Source organism: Micromonospora sp. KC721 (assembly GCF_004348355.1).
Classification (GTDB): domain Bacteria; phylum Actinomycetota; class Actinomycetes; order Mycobacteriales; family Micromonosporaceae; genus Micromonospora.
In genome coordinates this window covers 18,159-34,747 of sequence record NZ_SMJY01000009.1, presented here as the reverse complement: position 1 = coordinate 34,747, position 16,589 = coordinate 18,159, and the positions used below count along the sequence as shown (strand labels likewise).

At 68.1% G+C, this 16,589-nt stretch carries 14 protein-coding genes and 1 pseudogene; 5 read left to right on the top strand and 10 right to left on the bottom strand.

Annotation, left to right across the window (positions count from 1 at the left end; translation table 11 throughout):
* Positions 1-18: 18 nt before the first annotated feature.
* The 3 genes from E1182_RS03235 to E1182_RS03225 form a co-directional block, all read right to left on the bottom strand.
* On the bottom strand, positions 19-1,524 hold the full coding sequence (locus tag E1182_RS03235; RefSeq protein ID WP_207921246.1) for a multicopper oxidase family protein: 1,506 nt from the start codon (positions 1,522-1,524) through the stop codon (positions 19-21).
* 273 nt (positions 1,525-1,797) lie between these two features.
* Positions 1,798-2,973, bottom strand: coding sequence for a sensor histidine kinase (locus E1182_RS03230; RefSeq protein WP_132261109.1), 1,176 nt, complete (start codon positions 2,971-2,973; stop codon positions 1,798-1,800).
* Between the two features lie 113 nt (positions 2,974-3,086).
* Positions 3,087-4,232 carry an FAD-dependent oxidoreductase gene (locus tag E1182_RS03225; protein WP_132261108.1) on the bottom strand — a complete coding sequence of 382 codons (1,146 nt, stop codon included), beginning with the start codon at positions 4,230-4,232 and terminating at the stop codon, positions 3,087-3,089.
* Positions 4,233-4,479: 247 nt separating this feature from the next.
* Here E1182_RS03225 and E1182_RS03220 point away from each other — a divergent pair, with 247 nt between their 5' ends.
* On the top strand, positions 4,480-5,145 hold the full coding sequence (locus tag E1182_RS03220; protein ID WP_132261107.1) for a response regulator transcription factor: 666 nt from the start codon (positions 4,480-4,482) through the stop codon (positions 5,143-5,145).
* 133 nt (positions 5,146-5,278) lie between these two features.
* Here the strand turns inward: E1182_RS03220 and E1182_RS03215 are convergent, their stop codons facing one another.
* Positions 5,279-5,674, bottom strand: a complete 396-nt coding sequence (locus E1182_RS03215) for a VOC family protein (RefSeq protein WP_132261106.1) — start codon at positions 5,672-5,674, stop codon at positions 5,279-5,281.
* 211 nt (positions 5,675-5,885) lie between these two features.
* On the opposite strand from E1182_RS03215, the pseudogene E1182_RS03210 reads away from it, so the two are divergent.
* Positions 5,886-6,438 (top strand): annotated as a pseudogene (locus E1182_RS03210) (ABC transporter ATP-binding protein); the annotation flags it as partial.
* Between the two features lie 26 nt (positions 6,439-6,464).
* Positions 6,465-6,707 carry a GNAT family N-acetyltransferase gene (locus E1182_RS31560; RefSeq protein WP_371687507.1) on the top strand — a complete coding sequence of 81 codons (243 nt, stop codon included), beginning with the start codon at positions 6,465-6,467 and terminating at the stop codon, positions 6,705-6,707.
* Here the strand turns inward: E1182_RS31560 and E1182_RS03205 are convergent.
* Together E1182_RS03205 and E1182_RS03200 are read right to left on the bottom strand one after the other, a co-directional pair.
* A complete protein-coding gene (locus tag E1182_RS03205; protein ID WP_132261105.1) occupies positions 6,698-7,411 on the bottom strand; it encodes a carbon-nitrogen hydrolase family protein in 714 nt (237 codons plus the stop codon). The genes E1182_RS31560 and E1182_RS03205 overlap by 10 nt on opposite strands.
* Before the next feature lie 470 nt (positions 7,412-7,881).
* The gene (locus E1182_RS03200) at positions 7,882-8,346 is read right to left on the bottom strand and encodes a hypothetical protein (RefSeq protein ID WP_207921245.1); all 465 of its coding nucleotides are present in this window, start codon (positions 8,344-8,346) and stop codon (positions 7,882-7,884) included.
* A 556-nt stretch (positions 8,347-8,902) separates the two neighbouring features.
* On the opposite strand from E1182_RS03200, the gene E1182_RS03195 reads away from it, so the two are divergent.
* Positions 8,903-10,105, top strand: coding sequence for a hypothetical protein (locus E1182_RS03195; protein WP_132261104.1), 1,203 nt, complete (start codon positions 8,903-8,905; stop codon positions 10,103-10,105).
* Positions 10,106-10,225: 120 nt separating this feature from the next.
* Here the strand turns inward: E1182_RS03195 and E1182_RS03190 are convergent, their stop codons facing one another.
* The 4 genes from E1182_RS03190 to E1182_RS03175 form a co-directional block, all read right to left on the bottom strand.
* Positions 10,226-11,203: an NAD(P)-dependent alcohol dehydrogenase gene (locus tag E1182_RS03190; RefSeq protein WP_132261103.1), complete on the bottom strand. Its 978-nt coding sequence runs from the start codon at positions 11,201-11,203 to the stop codon at positions 10,226-10,228.
* Positions 11,200-11,433 carry a helix-turn-helix transcriptional regulator gene (locus E1182_RS03185; RefSeq protein WP_132261102.1) on the bottom strand — a complete coding sequence of 78 codons (234 nt, stop codon included), beginning with the start codon at positions 11,431-11,433 and terminating at the stop codon, positions 11,200-11,202. Before E1182_RS03185 ends, E1182_RS03190 begins: the two co-directional genes overlap by 4 nt.
* Positions 11,427-11,855: a hypothetical protein gene (locus E1182_RS03180; RefSeq protein WP_132261101.1), complete on the bottom strand. Its 429-nt coding sequence runs from the start codon at positions 11,853-11,855 to the stop codon at positions 11,427-11,429. The genes E1182_RS03185 and E1182_RS03180 overlap by 7 nt, the downstream gene beginning before the upstream one ends.
* A gap of 378 nt (positions 11,856-12,233) precedes the next feature.
* Entirely contained in the window at positions 12,234-14,423 is a 2,190-nt protein-coding gene (locus E1182_RS03175) for a sigma-70 family RNA polymerase sigma factor (RefSeq protein WP_132261100.1), read from the bottom strand.
* A 342-nt stretch (positions 14,424-14,765) separates the two neighbouring features.
* Here E1182_RS03175 and E1182_RS03170 point away from each other — a divergent pair, with 342 nt between their 5' ends.
* Positions 14,766-16,520, top strand: a complete 1,755-nt coding sequence (locus tag E1182_RS03170) for a family 16 glycoside hydrolase (RefSeq protein ID WP_132261099.1) — start codon at positions 14,766-14,768, stop codon at positions 16,518-16,520.
* The last annotated feature ends 69 nt before the right edge of the window (positions 16,521-16,589 follow it).

Genomic DNA, 16,589 nt, shown 5'->3' with positions numbered 1-16,589 from the left:
CATCCCTGCGCGGTGGAATCAGCCGTGGTGATGTTTGGCCCCGGCAGCGAGCGTGCGCGGGACCTGATCCTCGGTGCCCGGTTCGACGACGACGAACTGGCCCATCATGCCCTTGTCCTCGTGCCGAAGGATGTGGCAGTGGTACATGTACGGTGACACAGGGTCGACGTGGGTGCCGAATGAGACCGCTAGCCGAGCTTCTGCGCCCTTGGCCATGAAGACGGTGTCCTTCGGCCCTTGCTGGTACGGCGGCGGCGGCGCGCCGTTCATCTCCAGGATCCGAAAATGCACCTCGTGGATATGGAAGTTGTGCGCGTACGAGGTGTTGTTGACTTCCCAGATCTCGTGCGCACCGGCTGGTACTACCTCGTCGATCCGGGTCATGTCCATCTCTTTGTCATTGATTTCGGAGCCGGAAAGCGTAAAGGTGCGCACCCGGGCGCCGGCCGGCGGTGGGGTGGCGGGTGCTCCACCGAGCGCCGTGGGCAGCGCAGCCGAGGAAGCCAGGTGCGGTGCGGCGACGAACTTCATGAGCTGGTAATTGTCCTCTTCCGGGTCGCCGGCCTCTCGCGCCGTCTCGCCGATACTGTTGAGAGCGACCTGCTCGCCGGGGGCGAACCGCACCACGATCTGCGCCCGTTCGCCGGGGCTGAGCTTGACCCGGTCGACCTCGACGGGCCGCTCCAGCAGTCCGCCGTCGGTGCCCACCACGTGGAAGGTGCGGTTGTCGGCGAACCCCACGCGATACACCCGGGCGTTGGAGGCGTTGAGGACCCGGAGGTGCACCGCCTGCGTGGTGACCTTGAACTGCGCGCCGAGCGTGCCGTTGACCAGGATGCTGTCGCCGAGCACCCCCCAGGTGCCGCCCTCCACGTCGCTCACGTTCAGTTGGCCGTCGCGCTGGAATTTCTTGTCCTGGATGATCAGGGGGATGTCGTCGACGCCGTACTCGCGGGGCAGGCCCGGATCTTCCGGGTCGTCAACGATGATCAGGCCAGCCAGGCCGCGATAGACGTGCATGGCTGTCTTCTCGTGCAGGTGCGGGTGGTACCACCCGGTCATGGCCGGCTGATCGACCGTCCACTCCGGGCTCCAGGTGGCGCCGGGCTCGATCATCTGGTGCGGTCCGCCGTCCATTTTTGCCGGGACGCGCATGCCGTGCCAGTGCAGGGTGCTGGTCTCACCGAGCCGATTGGTGACCCGCATGCGCACTCGGTCGGCGCGGGACACCCGCAGCGTCGGACCGAGGTAGGCGCCGTTGATGCCCCAGGTTTCGGTGGTCTTGCCAGGCAGGAACTCCGAGCGGCCCCCGCTCTGCATGGTCAGCGTGAACTGCTTCACGCCGTCGGCGTCCACCTTTGGCATGAAGAGCGGCGGGATGCGCAGCGGTTTGTCGAAGGCGGCCGTGCCGCCGGAAGGGCTGTCGCTGCCATCGTCCTCGGATCCGCCGCTGCAGGCACAGGCCACGCCGGTGGTGGCCGCACCGGACAGGGCCGCAAGGAGGAGAATGCTTCTACGCTTCACATCAACAATGGTTACAGGATTCAGCGCGGATCGATCGCCGCAGCGTCCCCGAAATGCCCCCGATTCCGTGAGCTCCAACCTGCAACCTCAGAGGTACGTCGAATCTGCTCGGTGCGACCAGAGGTGTATTCATGATGGCCGTTCAGAGCATCCAGTAATGGCGTGAGTGGGCTTCGGCGCCGTGCCCGGGAAGATCCGTTCGTGGTCGGCCTGGTCGGCAACTGGCTGCTGACGACTCGGCGCGGCCTCGGGCTGGGCTCAGCTGCCGCACGGTCAGCCGGTGCCGTCCTCGGGGAGTGCCACCGGTAGCCGTGCTCGTACCCGGAAACCTCCGCCGGTGGTGGGACACGCATGCAGTTCTCCGCCGACGGCCGCGACCCGCTCCGTCATGCCCAGCAGGCCGTTGCCAGGTCGCACCGGCAGGGGATCCGCCCGGGTCGTCCCATCATTCTCGACCTCAATGATCATGTCGGTGCCGGTGTGCCGGAGATCCACCCACACCGTGCTTGCCTGCCCGTGCCGGACGGCGTTGGTCAACGCCTCCTGCACGATCCGGTACGCGGTTAGGTCGACCGGCGCAGGCAGGGCCGGCACCTCGCTGTCCCCGGTCAGCCGGACCGGCAGACCGGATGCCTCGCTGTGCGCAACCAGCTCGGACAACCGGGACAACGACGGTGCCGGCCTCACCTGGTCCTCCGAGTCGACCTGGCGTAGCACGCCCAGCACCGCTCGGACCTCGCGCAACGCCTCCTTGCTGGCGGCGCGGATCGCCTCCAGCGCCGCGAATGCACCACCCTCGTCGCGGGTGTGCAGGGCGGCACCGGCCTGCACGTTGATCAGTGAGATCTGGTGCGCGACGACGTCGTGCAGCTCCCGCGCGATGCGCAGGCGTTCCGCCGTGGCCCGCTGCCACGCCTCCTGTTCTCGTGTCGCTTCCGCCTCAGTGGCCCGTTGCTCGGCGGCGACGACACGCTCACGCCGGTCGCGGCCCATCTCGCCGGCGGCGATCGTGAGGAGCAGGATCACGCCGATGGCCACTGCGGTATGCGTCTGCGGCGCCTCACTTGCCTCAACAGCCAACTGGTGAACAACGACGGGCGCCAGCGGGAAGGCGATCGCCAGCACCAGGGCGGCGCAGATGGACACCGGGCGCCAGCAGTCGCGGGCGATGACATAGAGGGTCAGGATGAACGAGAGGGCCATCGGCGAGTCGGGGAAGCCCAGCGGGTAGTAGAGCAGGGCGCAGACGCTGCTCAGGACGAGGATCGGAATCGGGTAGCGCTGGCGCAGAACCAGCGCGGCGGCGCTGAGCACCAGCAGCGCCCAGCCGACCGGAAACAGCGGACGGCTGCCCGGATCCGTGTTCAGCACCGTGCCGACATCCAGGACGAGGACCAGCGCCGCCAGCACCATGTCGCGCCGCATCGGCGTCCACTCGGGGGGCCGCATGGTGACTACTGTAGGCAGCCGGGCACGTACTGGCGCGGTGGGTGCTCAGATGTGGGTAGACCACGTTTGGGATCCAGGAGACACTCAGCGCGGACCCGAACGGTGATCTTTGGTCATGCCTGATCCGCCAGCGGTGGCGGTCGCCAGTCGGCGTAGCGGGCCATCGAGCGCAATGCCAGCTGCGGCGGGGTCAGCCGCATGATGGTGTTGCGGGCTGCCACGGCGATGGGGTTGTCCAGTTGTTGGCCGAAGCGGCCGATCGTTCGGGAAGCCTTCGCCACTTGCTGGCTGCGCGGACGTCTCTGCCGGTCGAAGGCGGTCAGCCCATCCGGTCGATGGGCGACGGAAGCAAGGATGAGGGCGTCCTCGAGCGCCTGGTTGGCACCCTGGCCAAGATTGGGTGTCATCGGGTGCGCGGCGTCACCGAGTAGGGCGACCCGACCCTTGACGTATGTCCTGAGCGGCTTGTCGAGACACGCCAGGTCGTCGCGTAGGACGCTGCCGGTCGCGGCAATGAGGGCGGGGATCGGGTCGTGCCAGTTGGCGAACCGGGCGCGGACCCGGGCCGGCCCGTCGGCGGCCGATCCGCCGGGTGCGGCATTGACGGCGGCGTACCAGTAGACCCGACCGTCGATCAGTGGCACTATGCCGAACTCTTCACCCCGCCCCCAACTGATCGCGACGACAAGGTCGCCGTCCCAGGCCGGTGTGACCCCGCGCCACGCGGTCACGCCGATGGGTACCGGGGCGGCGGCCTCCGGCCAGAGCAGCTTGCGCACCCTGCTGTGGATGCCGTCGGCACCCACTACCAGATCGGCGTTCACCTGGACCGGTCCGTCCTGGTTCTGATAGCTGACGGCGCCGTCCGTGGTGACGGCACGGACCTCGGCGCCGGTCACCACAACGCCGGCTGGCAGGGCCGCGAGCAGGATCTCATGGAGGGCGGCGCGGTGGATGCCGATCGCGGACGTGCCGAGGATGCGTTCCGGTCCGCCAGCCTCGATGCGGGCCAGCCACCGGCCGTCGAGTCTGCGGACACCACCCGACACGTCGTCGTGGCCCTGCTCCCGCACGACAGCGCCGAGGCCCAGCGCGTCCAGACAGCGCAGCCCGTTCGCCTGAAGGACCAAGCCCGCCCCGACCGGCCGAAAGGCGGCGACACGTTCGAGCACGGTCACCTGCCAGCCCTTGCGGTGCAGACCGATGGCTGCGCTCAACCCGCTGATGCCCGCTCCGATGACCACTGCCGTCCGCGCCATCACCACCTCCTTCTACGGCTGTAGAAGTGCATTCTACGGCCGTAAAAAGGTCTGCACGGATCCCGGTCGACTGCCGTCTTACCAAAATCTTGGTCCTCTTCTCTATCTGGGCTCGCCGCACCTGCCCTGAGCTGCAAGGCCAGCGTGGAAGGGCTCATAGAATGGTCACCATGTGCCGTACCCGGTTTACGTCACCGCACCGCCGCTTACCGTGGTCCGTCCGAACGCCGACCGGAAGCCGTGCGGCATGATCACGGTGCTCCTCGCGGATGATCAGACCTTGGTCCGGGCCGGCTTCCGCTCGATCCTGCAGGGTGAGCCCGACATGACGGTGGTGGCGGAAGCCGGCGACGGCATCGAGGCGGTGCGGCTAACCGCGGAACACCGCCCCGACGTGGTGCTCATGGATATCCGGATGCCCACGCTGGACGGGCTGGAGGCGACCCGGCGAATCGTCTCGGACCAGCGACTCGGCGCCGTCAAGATCGTAATCCTCACCACCTTCGAACAGGACGACTATCTGTACGGCGCGATCCGCGCCGGCGCGAGTGGATTCCTCGTCAAGGACATGGAGCCCACCGAGTTGATCCACGGCGTGCGGGTAGTGGCCCGAGGCGACGGATTGCTGGCCCCCTCGGTCACCCGCCGTCTGATCGCCGATGTGGCCGCTCGGCTGGCTGCGCCGGCACCGGCGGCCGAGTTGGCGAGCCTCACCGTCCGCGAGACCGAAATCATGGACCTGGTAGCCGCCGGACTGTCCAACGAGGAGATATCGGAGCGCCTGCTGATCAGCCATGCGACCACCAAGACCCACGTGAGCCGGGTCCTGTCCAAGCTCGACCTCCGAGATCGCGCCCAGCTGGTCGTGTGGGCATACGAGTCGGGCCGGATCCAGCCGGGCTGGCTGCGCTGATTCACTCACCAGGCAGCGCGGGAACTGTAAAAGAACCCCTGTCTCACATTCGGTGTGACGGAGGTGCTGGTGCGCCTCGGTCGGGCGGCCGGTGCTCCCAGTGGCGCTGATCATGTGGAGTGGGCTCGGCGGGTTAGGATCCGGTGACCGGCGAGGCGATTCCCACGAGGACGCCGTAGGGGTCTCTGACATAAGAGACCACCTGACCCCAGGCGGTGTCGTGCGGCTCGGCCAGGGCGGTGGCACCCGCCGAGACCGCGCGGGCGAAGCTGCCGGCGACGTCATCGGTGATGAAGGTGAACTCGAGCCCCGCCGGTGGCATGGATGGGTGGAGGGCGGTGTAGGGGACTGGCACTGCCTTCGCCCCGAGCCGGTGGCTGGTGAAGGCAAGCGCTGTGCCGCCGGTATCGAGCTGGGCGAAATCGCCCGACTCGTGGACGAACGCGCGAGCGAGCCCGAACGCTCGCTCGTAGAAGTCGACAGCTTGGACCACGTCCGAGACGTACACGATGGCGTAACCGAACCTCATTGCGGCTCCCAGAAGATCAGTCGGAATTCGGTCCGAGACCATCACGCGGCCGGCGCAGCAGTCTTGAACGAATCAGACAACGCGCCGTCGTACCCGACCGGATTTGCCCACCACGAGAGCCGCGGGTCAGCCGCCCCGGGCATCCACGCGGACGAGCTGCCTTGCTGCCAGACCTGACCTTGACGCAGCGTCAACCCTGCATCCTGGCGTCATGTCCAGAGATTCTCACCAGACAGCCGGGCCGGTGATCCAGGTCCAGGGCCTGGAGAAGTCATACAGTCAGCTGCACGTGTTGCGCGGCGTGGACTTCGACGTGGCGCGGGGCAGTATCTTCGCTCTGCTCGGCTCGAACGGGGCGGGCAAGACCACGGTCGTGCGGATCCTGTCCACGCTGCTCAAACCCGACGCGGGAGCGGCCAGGGTCAACGGTTTCGACGTCGCCACACAGGCGGCGAAGGTGCGAGTCGATCAGTCTGACGGGACAGTTCGCGGCGGTCGAGGAGATCCTCAGCGGGCGGGAGAACCTGGTGCTGGTTGCCCGGTTGCGGCATCTGAGGGATCCGGGCCGGATCGCGGACGACCTGCTGGCCCGCTTCGCGCTCACTGACGCGGCCACCCGGAAGGTGTCGACGTACTCGGGCGGGATGCGCCGCCGCCTCGACATCGCGATGAGCCTCATCGGGGATCCGCCAGTGATCTTCCTCGACGAACCGACTACCGGGCTCGATCCACAGGCGCGTCTCGAGGTGTGGCAGGCCGTGCGGAACTCGCCACGCAGGGAACCAAGCGAATGTACGTCGACCCGGCGTACCGCGGCGCCGGGGTGGCCACCGAGATCCTGCGGAATCTCGAAGCGCGCGCCCAGGCCGCCGGCGTGCGTCGGCTGGTGCTCGCAACGGGAACGTTGCAGCCCGAGGCGATCCGGTTCTACCAGCGGGAAGGCTGTGAGCGCATCGACAACTTCGGCCCCTACGCCGGTGCCCTCCAGTCGGAGTGCTTCGCCCGTACTTTTCCAACTCCGGCTCAGGCATAGTCGCGCAGGGTGGCCCGTACGATCTTCCCGGGTTCCGGTCCTGCCTGCGCGAGGATCCCGCCGTCGGGCGCCCATATCGCCGAGCCGCCTGCCGTCTGGTCGAAGCCGCCGCCGGTGGGGCCGGCGAAGCTCGCTGTGGCGACCCACACTCCGCGGTCGGCGATGACCCGCTGAGCCCGCTCGGCTGACACGTGGGCGTCGCGGGCATGGTCGACGACAGCCGCGACATAGACGTCCATGCCGAGTGCCGCGGTGGCCGCGTCGTGCTCGGCGAAGCGGGTTTCACGGCAGATCGCCAGGCCCAGCCGCCAGCCGTCCACTTCGAGCACCGCGGGTCCGTCACCGGGGCTGAACCGTTCCTCGGACTCGTGCACGTGCACCTTCCGGTAGGCCACTCGCGGGCCGACGCTGTCGATGGCCAGCATCGCGATGTGCTCGCGACCTGCCTCACCCTGTACCGGCGCGCCCACCAGCGCGGTGGTCCCCCTGTCGGCGCACGCCTTGACGATCGGCGTCAGCCTCGGGTCGTCGGTGGTGATCGCCGGTGCGTCCAGCTCGTACCCGGTCAGCGAGAGCTCGGGAAAGACCACCACCCGCGCGTGCGCGGCCCGGACCGTGTCGGCATGCACGGCCGCGTTCGAGACGATGTCGTACGGCGTGATCCGTGGTTGGGCGACGGCGATGACCAGCGGCTGACGTTGCACGAACCCTCCTGCGACCGTCGGGGCCTGTCAAGCGTGTACGCGGTTGTCGCTCACCTCCCGGCCGAGGCACAGCATAGGTGCGCAAGGCTCGAGGATGACCGACGCAGCGGGCGCTCCTGCGTGTCGGACCCGAGCGTGGGGCCGATGTGCGGCCTCAACGGTCAACGGCTCCGTACAGGTTCTCCCCCACCCGCCCGGCGGCGCTTGGCCGCCGATCGGACCTTTGAGGACCAACGCTCGGAAGTTCCGGTAGGCAAGATCAGTTCGGCGGGTACGCCGAGGCTGCCGGATCGGCAGAAGCTGGGGCGGGTCTTCTCGTGAGCTGGTCGCAGAGCATCGTGGGGGCGCACTCGCGGTTGGGGTTCGCCCTGCGGTGGGTTCGCTGCCAGCTACCGGTGATCCAGTCAGGCTGAGTTGTCGACACCGCTGTGTCGTTCACATTGTTGGCTGGATCTGGATGCAGTCGAGCTTCAGGCAGGGGCGAGCCACTGGGTCACTTTGTCGGTGATGACCACCTCGTAGGGGAGGCCTCGCAGGTCTTGCGCGGTCACATTCAGGCCGCGGGCCCGAGCGAGGTCGGCCAGCCACGACAAGGGGTGGTCCTCGGTGCCGTCATCGTCGTCGGGGAGCACGACGTTCAGCACGTTTTGGGCGATGCTGTCCCGGGTCTCGCCAATCGGGACACCGCCAGTGCGTGGATCGCCGGTTGATCTCCAGCCGACGGTGAAGCCTCGATCCCTGTGCAGAATCACGCGCCGGCCGTCTTCCAGCCTGGCGAACTCACTGACGGAGAAGCTCCGTGAGTCCGTTTCACCGGGGCGCTGCGGCCTCAGATCGCAGATGGCGCCTAAGCCTACGACCCGGCCGGGCTCGACAGGGGGAAGATCCATCCGGTCGTCGACGGCGTCTGGGTGCGCGCGCCAGCCGCCTTCCACGCCGCTCACCTCTCCGCTGTCGAGCCCTTGTCCGTCTCTGGTGGTTCTCGGGGCGAACCGTGCAGCCCCAGCCACTACTGACTACGACATGACCAGCATATTCGTGTCCTACCGCATCTGGCTGAAGACATGCTCTAACCGAAACGAGCGTCGCCGCAGTTGGCATCGGATCGGTGACGGGGTGACAGAGCTACATGATCTTGATGGCTGAGTGGTCCGCACACGAAGAAATTGCGCCATGATGACAAAGGATTTACCGACCTGAGGGTTTTTGTTTGCAGGAGTTTTAACGAACCGTTGAGCCTGTTGCTGGATGAGTCGCCACCGGTCTCGTCGGCTTGGCCGATCTCTGTCGGGCAGAGACGTGGCTCACGCGGTTGTTTGCTTGACGCGCAACGCCAGCACTTGCTTGACTCGGGCCAAGGCAAGACTTAGCCGTGTGTCGATATGAAGGGCTGCTGGCGGAAACGCGGCGGCGACCGTGGCATCACGGCTTCCATCACCTTACGGGGAAGCGGCATTGTGCCGTTTCCGAGGATCGGGGGATTGCGTGAAGGTGTCCAAGAAACCGACGTCGGGCCGTGCTGCCCGCCGTCTGCTGCGGGCGGTGGGGCAGGCAGTGCTGGGTCTCGTCGTCGTGGTCGCCGGGACCATGGTCTTCTCCGGCGCCGCGGCGGCCTCGAACGCCATTCCCGGCGGCAAGCTTTTTGCCGGCGGCAACTTCACCCAGGCCGGTGGGACAGGTGCCACGAGCATCGCGGCCTGGAACGGAGTCGACTGGTCCGCGCTCTCCGGCCCCAACGGCGAGGGTGCCGACGAGACGGTCGACGCGATGACCATGTACAACGGCAAGCTCATCGCCGCCGGCTCGTTCATGGAGGCTGGCGGCGTGGTGGTCAGCGGCATCGCCAGCTGGAACGGGACCACCTGGGAGCCGCTGGTCGGATCGAGTGGGGCCATCGGCGTCGTGGTCCGGCCGCTCGGGTTCGTCGCTTCGCTGGCCGTCTACAACGGTGACCTGTACGTCGGTGGAGCCTTTCCGCGCGCCGGTGGGGTGACCGTGAACAACATCGCCCGATGGAACGGCAGCGACTGGTTCGCCTTGCCGGGCCCGTCGGGCGTCGGCACCGAGTACGCAGGAAGTATCAGCGCGCCGGTGTGGGACCTGACCGTTGTCGACGGCAAGCTCGTCGTCGCGGGCTTGTTCACGGCCGCCGGTGGGGTGGCCGCCAACAGTATCGCCGCGTGGAACGGCAGCACCTGGTCGTCGGTGGGCCAGCCGATCGAGGGTGCCACGGTGCTGGCCGTGGAGAACTACAACGGCGCGCTGGTGGCGTCTCGGGCCTACAGCGAGAACAACTTCAGCGTCAACGACGTGGCGGTGCGTCTCAATGGCCAGTGGTCGGTGCTGGGCGGGCAGCCGGGTGGTCGCTTCAACGGCGATGTCCGCGACTTCACCGTCTACAACGGGCTGCTCGTCGCCGGTGGGCAGTTCACCCGGGTAGGCGGTGCCGTGGTGAACAACGTCGTGGTGTGGAACGGCTCCACCTGGTCGGCGCTCTCCGGTCCCTCCGGTGTCGGGACGGACGACGGCGTGTTCGCGGTGACCCCCCACGCGGGCTTCCTCGTCGTCGGCGGCTTCTTCGACAACGCAGGGGGGCAGCCGGCGAGCAAGATCGCACGCTGGAACGGTAGTGCCTGGTCGGCCCTACCCGGCGGCGGCGTGAACGGCAACGTGTTCTCGTTGCTGTCGACGTAGGACCTTTGACGCCGCGGGTATGGGTAGATGCCCATGCCCGCGCGGCGCCGACGAGATCGGGACTCTTCGGGTGTCCGGGTCCGGCTACGCGAATCCGATCACCCCTTCGCGTGGCGCGGGTCAGATGGTAACGACGACCTTTCCTGCCGGGTGCCCTTCCGCGAAATGCCGGATCGCATCCGGTACTTCCGCAAGAGGATAAGTGCGGTCTATCGCCGGGGTGAGCGCACCGGACTCGATGAGTTCCCGCAGTTCTTCGAGGTCGTCGGCGCGCTCCACCGCGGTCACGCTGCGCAGCCGCTGACCGACAAGCATGGACAGCAGCGGCGCACGGAACATCTGCCGGCCGTAGCCGCCGAGCAGCCGGCCCTTGGAGTACGTGCCGCCGACCAGGGCCAGCGTCCCGTGCGAGGTGAGCGCGCGCCGCAACAGGGACAGGGGGCGGTCACCGCCGGTGTCAATGACGACGTCGTACACCGGGCCGTCGCGGTCGATCTCCTCGCGGGTGTAGTCGAGGACGTCGTCGGCGCCGAGGGCGCGGACGAAATCGGTCTTGGTCGGGGCGCAGACGCCGGTCACCGTCGCGCCGTACGCCTTGGCGATCTGCACGGCGAAGGCCCCGACGCCACCCGCCGCGCCGATCACCATCACCCGGGCACCCGGGCGCACCGCGCCACTGTCACGCACCGCCTGCAGTGCCGTCATCCCGGAGACGGGCACCGCGGCGGCTTGCTCGAACGACAGGTTGACCGGCTTGCGTGCCAGTCGTTGCGCCGGTGCGCTCGCGAACTCGGCGTACGATCCGCGCAGGCAGGTGCCGTACACCTCGTCGCCTGGCTGAATTCCGGTCACCCGGGCACCGACCGCGGCTACCACCCCGGCCAGATCCCGGCCGCGCACCGCTACCCGGGGTCGGCGCAGCCCGCTCGCCAGACGCACCAGGTATGGTCGGCCGGCCATGAAGATCCACACTCCGGGGTCGATCGCGGCCGCGCGTACCTGGACGAGCACCTCGTCGTCGCCAACGGTCGGCTCGTCGATGTCGCGGAGCCGTAGCGCGTCTGTCGAGCCGTAGGTGTCCTGGACGATGGCCTTCACGGCGCTGTCTCCTCGGGGTTGGGGTACTGGAACACGTCGTCGAGCCGCACGCCGAGCGCGTGGGCGATCCGGAATGCGATCTCCAGCGAGGGCGAGTACCGGCCCTGCTCGATGGCGATGACGGTCTGCCGGGTCACGCCGATCCGCTCGGCGAGCTCGGCCTGGGTCATTTCGTGGTGCGCGAAGCGCAGCGCGCGGATGCTGTTCGTGACGCGGGTCGGCTTCACCACTGCGGGACGCCCTTGCGGTAGGCGATCACCTTCGTCAGGGCGCCGACCACGGCCGACAGCACGAAGCAGAGGTAGACGACGTTGGCGATCCAGAACCAGTCCCACTCGGCCAACGCCATGAGCATCGCCGACACCGCGCCGATGACCACGAACGACTGGCCGACGTGCTCGCCGATCCGTCCGATCTCCTTGTCGCGCACATCCTTGACCCGTGATGCCCGCGGGTTCGCGATCCCCATCGCGATCTCGACCGCGATGTTCGCGACGATGGCACCACCGACCGTCCATAAGAGAGCACCGGCGTACGGCACGGCGGACAGCGGCCCGCCGTCGACCCGGCCCAGGACGACGACAGCGTAGCTGACGTAGGCGACCACGCTGACGACCAGCATGATCCAGGCCCGTTTCTCCTCGTGCGTCACAGTCGACCTCTCGGGTGTACAGAATTCTTGACATGGTCAGAGTAACGCGACTTTGACATCATGTCTAGAAACTCTTACATCGCTCCTCCCTGGATGCTCACTCGACCGTGCCGGCACGGGTCTTCTCCGACGATCGACAACCGACCTCCGTCCCGGCCGCGACAGACGGGTGAAGCCGGAGGAGGAAGCCAGTCCTGTCGGCCACACGGACCAGGACGAGGCGGCCCGAAGAGGGTGGGCCGTGCGCAGGACATCTCGAACCGTCATCGCGGGCACCGTCGGTGCCGCTCTGGTGGGGGAACCGGTGCGTACCTCTGCAGGCAGTGGAACGCGGTGTTGGCCACTGGCGACCCGGACGTGGTCGCGGACCGCGGCCGCCTACCGCCCAGGGTTCATGGCGGCGCCGATGCGTTTGTCCTTGGTATTGGTCAGGAAGACTGTCCGGGGTAGAGAGCCGTCCCGTGCCCGCGGTGCCAGCGCCGAGGCCGGGTTCGCGGTGACCAGTGCCGCCGCGCTCCAGCCGGGCTGGTCCCACGAGTTGTCGGCTGCGTTCACGCGTCCGCCGATCCGCGCGTCGTCGCCGTTGTCGACCGCGAGGTTGTTGTGCAGCAGCGCCGCGGACAGCTCGAAGGCGAAGCCGGCCTCGCCGTTGCGGAAGGCGGTGTTGCCGCGGACCGACAGCGCACCGGCGTTGCTGCTCTCGGTGAATCCGTAGCCGGCGTTGTCCCACGCCGCGCTGTCGGTGATGCTGTGGTTGACGGCGGGTGCCGGGTCGCCACCGCCGAGCTTGAAACCGTAGCCGTCGCCGTCGAATGGCTCCAAGCCCCAGCGGTTCACGCCGTTGCCGAACGACCAGGACCGCTCGATCCGTACGGCGCTGGTGAACTCGTGCAGGCCCATGCCGTCGTCGGCGTTCTCGTAGAACCGGCAGCCGCGAACGACGTTGTCGGCACCTGATCCGTACTCGATGCCAAGCCCGTCGCCGGTCTCGCCATGGGTGTCGGGGTCTCGATTGTGGAAGAAGTCGCTGTCGACGACGAGGTTCCCTACGGTTCCGTTGTCCCGCAGCAGCAGGGCGGTCCTGCCGTTGTCGTGCAGGGACAGCGCCCGGAACACGCTGCGCCGGCAGGACCGGCAGAGGTAGGCGTGGCCGGGTGCTCCGCTGATCTCCAAGCCCTGCACCACCCAGTAGCTGGCTCGCTGCGTGACGAACGACGTCTTGCCCGGCAGGCCGGAGGCGTCGATGACAGGGCGCTCGCTCCGGTAGTTGCTGATGATGATCCGCTGCTCGGGGGTGCCGCTCGTCGTGATCTCGACCGGGCGCGTGGGACGGTAGCGTCCGCCACGCAGGGCGACGGTCTCGCCGGGGCGGACCACGCTCACCGCCTTGGTCACTGTGGCGAACGGCCGGTCGAGCCCGCCGGGGTTGTCGTCGCTGCCGTCGGGAGCCACGAAGTAGGTGGCGGTGGTGACGCCGCGGAAGCCGTCGGCCGCTGCGGCGGCCGGAGTACCGGCGGTTGGGGCGACGGCGGACGGTGCGACGGCGGGGGTAGCCGTCCGAGACGAACTCGGGGCGGTTGCGGCCGGCGGCGGCGCGTACCCCTCGCCGTTGCTGGTGTCCGGCGTGTGGTGGACGGCGGCGACGAAGACGGTGGCGGCGCTGGCAGTGACCAGGCCGCCGACCGGAACGAGTTTCGCGAGCAGGTAGCGGCCGGTCCGTTGGAGCAGGTCCACCAGCGGTGACGCTACGCCACCGAGAGCACCGGTCGCGCCGGTCGATGCGGCCAACGCGGCGAGGGCGGGCGCCAGGTTGGCACCGGACAGCAGGTGTTCGGCGGGGATCAGTTCCCGTTCGTGGGCCCGGCACCGGTCGCATCCGCGCACGTGCCGGCCCAGCCGGCTCAGCCAGCGCGGGCCGGACGGCCCGGCCAGGCGTTTCGCTGCCACGGTCAGGCCGTCGCAGCGTGGGCTCGCCCGCCACGCACGTAGCAGGGTACGGGCGAGCGCCAGTTGTGCCTTGACGCGCTGCACCCGGACAGCCGCGTGGGCGGGATTGAGACCTAGCTGCCTGGACAACTCGGCGCGGGTCAGCGTGCCGGCGACCTCCTGCCACCACAGCGTCAGGACACGCTGGTCTTCGGGGCTGAGCCAGCGGCTGGCCTCGTACGCCTCGCGGCGCTCACTCGCCAGGTGCAGTCGAAACAGTGTGGAGTCGGCGAGGTCGCCGGACGGGTCCGGCAAGTCCGAGACGTCGTCGGTCAGCGGGCCGAGCGCGGCCGCCGCCCGGACCGACCGGCCGCGGTCCTGTATCTGTCGGTAGGCGATCGAGATGACCCAGGCCCGGAAGCGCTCAGGGTCCTTGAGCCCGCTGATGCCCCGCACGACGCGCAGCATCGTCTCCTGAACCACATCGTCGGTGTCCGGGCTGCCGCTCAACGCCTTGCCCACCAGGTTGTACACCAGCGGCATGGCCTCGGCGACCACGGCCGCCACGGCTTGTTCGTCGCCGGCGCGGGCGGCGGTGATCAGAGCTGTCCTCATGAGCACCCTTTCCAGGCGGATCGTCATGCTGACACGCCGGTGTGTCGTTTCGGCCGTTGCAGCCAGAACCGGGGGCCGGCGAACTGTGCGTCGGTGGTTCCGCCCACTGCGTGACGGACGTCCCCGTTTCGTTGACGCTCGGGGCGGTCGGGGATAACAAACACCGGGGGACCGGTTCGACAGATGCAAAGTCTTCGATCGAACATTGTTCCTGTCGGTGGGAACGCGCTTTCCTGACCAGGCCCCACTCACCCACACCGCCGACCACGCGGACGGGAGGCGCGCCCGGGTCCTGATAAGTCCGGATCGCCCCGTCCCCCGGGCAGTCGTCGTTCTCACCGCTGCCCGGCTCACCCAGGAGGTAGCACCATGAGACGTACAAGAGCCGGGCTCGTCGCCGCGACCAGCATCGCGCTGGCCTCGGTCGTCCTCGCGCTCGGCGTTGCCGTCGCCGCACAGGCGGCGCCGCTGTTCTCGGCCGATTTCGAGAACGGCAGCACCAGCGGTTGGTCGAAGTCCGGCGGCAGCTGGTCCGTGGTGTCCGACGGCTCGCAGGTCCTCCAGCAGTCCGACACCGCCAGCAGCCGCGCCCGGCTCCTCAACGGCAACTCCGGCTGGAGCGACTACGCGGTGCAGGCTCGGGTCAAACCGCTGTCGTTCAACGGCTCGAACCGGGTGGTGGCTCTGGCGGCCCGGGCCAGCGGATCAACCACGATGTATCGGTTGGCGCTGATCAATGCCAACCGGGTGGAGTTGCAGGCGATGAACGGTAGTTCGATCACGGTAATCGGATCAGCGCCGCTGAGCGTGTCCACCGGCACCTGGTACACGTTGCGCATCGAGGCCAGGGGCAGCACGTTGCGCGGCTTCGTCAACGGCACTGAGGTCGCGTCGGGCACCAACGCGATGACCAGCAGCGGGCGGATCGCCCTGTTCACCGAGTACGCCAGCGCCCGCTTCGACGACGTCGTGGTGAACAGTCCCACCACGGCACCGCCGACCTCGGCACCGCCGACAACAGCCCCGCCGACCACGCCCCCGCCCAGTGGCGCGCTGTATGTGGCGCCGAACGGCAGCGACAGCGCAGCCGGATCCGAGTCGAACCCGACCACCCTCACCTCGGCGATCACCCGTGTCGCCGCCGGCGGGGCGATCTACATGCGCGGCGGCACCTACCACTACTCGCAGACCATCACGATCGCGCAGGGCAACAACGGCAGCTCAAGCGCCCGGAAGAAGCTGTTCGCCTACCCCGGTGAGACCCCGATCCTCAACTTCTCCGCACAGAGCGAGGATCCGGCGAACCGCGGGCTCGTCGTGGGCGGGAACTACTGGCACGTCCACGGCCTCGTCGTCGAACGCGCCGGCGACAACGGGATCCTCCTCGCCGGCAACAACAACATCATCGAGCGCGTGATCACGCGGTTCAACCGGGACTCGGGGCTACAGCTCTCGCGGCTGGCAGCTGGCGCCCCCCGGGACCAGTGGCCGTCCCACAACCTCATCCTGAGCACCGAGTCGCACGACAACGTCGACTCCGACGGTGAGGACGCCGACGGCTTCGCCCCGAAGCTCACCGTCGGCCCTGGCAACGTGTTCCGCTACACCGTGGCCCACAACAACATCGACGACGGTTACGACCTGTTCACCAAGACGGACACCGGCCCGATCGGCGCGGTGACCATCGAGGACTCCCTGGCCTACGAGAACGGCACCCTCAGCAACGGCGGCCAAGCCGGCAACGGCGACCGCAACGGCTACAAACTCGGCGGCGAGGACATCGGGGTCAACCACGTCATCCGGCGCAACATCGCCCACGACAACGGCAAGCACGGCTTCACCTACAACCGCAACAACGGCTCGATGCAGATCTCCAACAACCTCGGCACCAACAACGAGGAGCGCAACTTCAACTTCGACGCCGGCTCCTCGGTGTTCCGCAACAACACCTCGTGCAACAGCGGATCGACAGACCGGATCGTCGGCGACGCCGACGGCTCCAACCAGTTCTGGGACGGCGCGAACGGAACCCGCTGCGCGAACTACACCGGCTCTCTGGGCTGGTCCTTCGCGCCGGACGGTCGCCTCGTCGTCACCCTCGGCGGCAGGGTGGTAACCCTCTGACCCGTCCGCCGTTCCGAGAACCGGGACCTCGTTGCTGGACGGCGGACCTGTTCGCCGTCCAGCAACTTC

Bases quoted from the DNA above. Each gene is read 5' to 3' on its own strand.
- E1182_RS03230 (WP_132261109.1), bottom strand. From the start codon at position 2,973: ATGCGGCCCCCCGAGTGGACGCCGATGCGGCGCGACATGGTGCTGGCG.
- E1182_RS03225 (WP_132261108.1), bottom strand. From the start codon at position 4,232: ATGGCGCGGACGGCAGTGGTCATCGGAGCGGGCATCAGCGGGTTGAGC.
- E1182_RS03220 (WP_132261107.1), top strand. From the start codon at position 4,480: ATGATCACGGTGCTCCTCGCGGATGATCAGACCTTGGTCCGGGCCGGC.
- E1182_RS03215 (WP_132261106.1), bottom strand. From the start codon at position 5,674: ATGAGGTTCGGTTACGCCATCGTGTACGTCTCGGACGTGGTCCAAGCT.
- E1182_RS31560 (WP_371687507.1), top strand. From the start codon at position 6,465: ATGTACGTCGACCCGGCGTACCGCGGCGCCGGGGTGGCCACCGAGATC.
- E1182_RS03175 (WP_132261100.1), bottom strand. From the start codon at position 14,423: ATGACGATCCGCCTGGAAAGGGTGCTCATGAGGACAGCTCTGATCACC.
- E1182_RS03170 (WP_132261099.1), top strand. From the start codon at position 14,766: ATGAGACGTACAAGAGCCGGGCTCGTCGCCGCGACCAGCATCGCGCTG.